At 72.8% G+C, this 2,785-nt stretch carries 2 protein-coding genes and 1 pseudogene; all 3 read right to left on the bottom strand.

Annotated elements, in window-relative coordinates; all coding sequences use genetic code 11:
* Positions 1-353: pseudogene (locus D8M29_RS10435) on the bottom strand (hypothetical protein); the annotation flags it as partial.
* 196 nt (positions 354-549) lie between these two features.
* Entirely contained in the window at positions 550-1,890 is a 1,341-nt protein-coding gene (gdhA, locus tag D8M29_RS10440) for an NADP-specific glutamate dehydrogenase (RefSeq protein ID WP_020621604.1), read from the bottom strand.
* Between the two features lie 157 nt (positions 1,891-2,047).
* Positions 2,048-2,785, bottom strand: a 738-nt coding sequence (locus D8M29_RS10445) for an aldo/keto reductase (RefSeq protein WP_148111581.1), incomplete at its 5' end; no start/stop codon positions are given.

Consider the following 2,785-nt stretch of genomic DNA (forward strand, 5'->3'; position numbering starts at 1 on the left):
TGGGTCAGCGGACCGCAGCCGTGATGCCCGGGCGAGGGGGCGCGCAGCTCGAGCGCGGGCGGCTCGACGGCTGGCCCCAGACCGTGCAACCGGGCCGCGGTCAGGCCCGTGAACACCGTCGCGGGGCGGGCGATCGAGAGGGCGACGGCGGACACGACCGCCCTGTCCCACGGACGCAGCGCGGCCCAGTCGCTGACGCTGATGTAGACGCGCGGGCTGAGCCGCACGAGGACCCCGCGGGTCCAGGCGCGTTCGAGACGGCGCCGCGCCGCCCCGTCGTGGGGGTCTGCCGCGCTGAGCAGGGGCCCGCGTCCCGGGAGCAGCGCACGCGAGTGGTCGGAGAGCGGGGTCATGCGGCCCAGTGTCGTGGGCCCGTCCGGGGCGTGAGGGGTCGGCCGCGTCGGCGGTGGAGGGCACCCGACGTCGGGGAGCCTGTTGTGCAGGAGTCGGGTGCCCTCGAGAGACCGCCGCCCTGCGACATCACCGCGCGTCAGAACGGCGGTGATGTCGCAGGGCGGCGGAGGATCACGGAAGGGGCAGGGCCAGGCCTCAGACCACGCCCTGGGCGATCATCGCGTCGGCGACCTTGATGAACCCGGCGATGTTGGCCCCCGCCACGTAGTTGCCGGGCGTGCCGTACTCCTCGGCGGTCTCCACGCAGCGGTCGTGGATGTCACGCATGATCTGCTCGAGCCGGTCGTGGGTGTAGTCGAAGCTCCACGAGTCCCGCGAGGCGTTCTGCTGCATCTCCAGCGCCGACGTCGCCACGCCGCCCGCGTTGGCGGCCTTGCCCGGGCCGAACAGCGTCCCGGAGTCGACGAACAGGTGGGCGGCCGCCTCGGTGCAGGGCATGTTCGCGCCCTCGGCCACGGCCTTCACCCCGTTCTTCAGCAGGGTCCGCGCGGCGGACTCGTCGAGCTCGTTCTGGGTGGCACACGGCAGGGCCACGGTGCCCTCGACGTCCCAGACGCTGCCGCCGGTCACGTAGCGGGACCGCCCGCCGCGGCGCTCGGCGTACTCGGAGATACGGGCACGCTCGACCTCCTTGATCTGCTTGAGCAGGTCCAGGTCGAGGCCGTCCGGGTCCACGATGTAGCCCGAGGAGTCGGACGCGGTGAGCACGGTGGCCCCGAGCGCGGCGGCCTTCTCCGCGGCGTAGATGGCCACGTTGCCGGAGCCGGAGATCAGCACCTGCTGGCCGTCCATGGATTCGCCGCGCGTGCGGAGCATGGAGTCGACGAACATCACGGCGCCGTAGCCGGTGGCCTCGGTGCGGACCAGCGAGCCGCCCCACGTCAGGCCCTTGCCGGTGAGGGCGCCGGCCTCGAAGCGGTTGGTCAGTCGCTTGTACTGGCCGAACATGTAGCCGATCTCGCGGGCGCCCACGCCGATGTCACCGGCCGGCACGTCCGTGTGCTCACCGATGTGGCGATGCAGCTCCGTCATGAAGGACTGGCAGAACCGCATGATCTCGCGGTCGGACTTGCCGGCGGGGTCGAAGTCCGAGCCACCCTTGCCGCCGCCGATCGGCATGCCGGTGAGCGAGTTCTTGAAGATCTGCTCGAAGCCCAGGAACTTGACGATCCCGAGGTACACGGAGGGGTGGAAACGCAGCCCGCCCTTGTACGGGCCGAGCGCCGAGTTGAACTCCACGCGGAACCCGCGGTTGACCTGCACGACGCCGGCATCGTCGATCCACGGGACGCGGAAGATGATCTGGCGCTCCGGCTCGCAGAGGCGGTGCATGACCCCGGCCTCGACGTACTGGGGGTGGCGCTGCACCACCGGCCCCAGCGCCTCGAACACCTCGGACACCGCCTGGTGGAACTCGGCCTCGCCGGGGTTGCGCGCGAACACTTCGTCGCGCAGGGTCTCCAGAGACTCATTCATGGTGTCCTCCTCGGACGTCGGGATAAAGACGCCCCGCGGTGCCCCCGCCGTGGCGCGCCGCGGTCGGAGGAGGCCGCGGTGCCTGACGCCCATCCTGACAGGGAGCGCGCTCTGTTGCCGAAATGAGACGCGGGCCACCCCGGGCCCCGCGTTCGGCTCAGCGCGGCGGCGCCGCCTCGGTGTCGATGCTGGCCTGCTGGCTCTCGCTGTAGCGCGGGCCCGCCACGGTCGCGTCATTGACGAGGCCGTCCAGCCGGGCGACGTCGGCCGGGGTCAGCCGCACCGCGTGCGCGCCCCGGTCCTCGAGCCAGTGCTCCCACGAGGTGGTGCCCGGGATCGCCAGGACGTCCTCGCCCTGGGCCAGGACCCAGGCGACGGCGAGCCCCGCCGTGCTCGTCCCGAGCCGGACGGCCTCGGCCGAGAGCGCCTCGCGCAGCGTCAGGTTGGCCTCGTAGTGGCCCTCGGCGAAGCGGGGCAGCCGGTGCCGCAGATCTCCCGCGTCCAGCCGGTCCAGCCGCGGCGGCGCGTCCGTGAGGAGGCCGCGGCTGACGGGGGAGAAGGCCACGAAGGCGGTCCCATGGCGGCGGCACGCCTCGAGCACGCCCCACTCGGGGTTGCGGGTGGCGAGGGAGTACTCGGACTGCACGGCCGCGATCGGGTGGACGGCCACGGCCCGGGTCAGGGTGACGGCCGAGACCTCGGACAGGCCGATCGCCCCGATCTTGCCCTCCGTGACGGCCTCTGCGAGCGCCCCCACGGACTCCTCGACGGGGACCTCCGGGTCCAGCCGGTGCAGGTAGTACAGGTCGATCCGGTCCTGGCCGAGCCGGCTCAGGGAGGCGTCCACGTGCGCGCGCAGCGTCTCCGGGCGGCCGTCGATCCGCCGCTGCACCGG

Source organism: Micrococcus sp. HSID17227, assembly GCF_003989405.1.
GTDB classification, from domain to species: Bacteria; Actinomycetota; Actinomycetes; order Actinomycetales; family Micrococcaceae; genus Micrococcus; species Micrococcus luteus.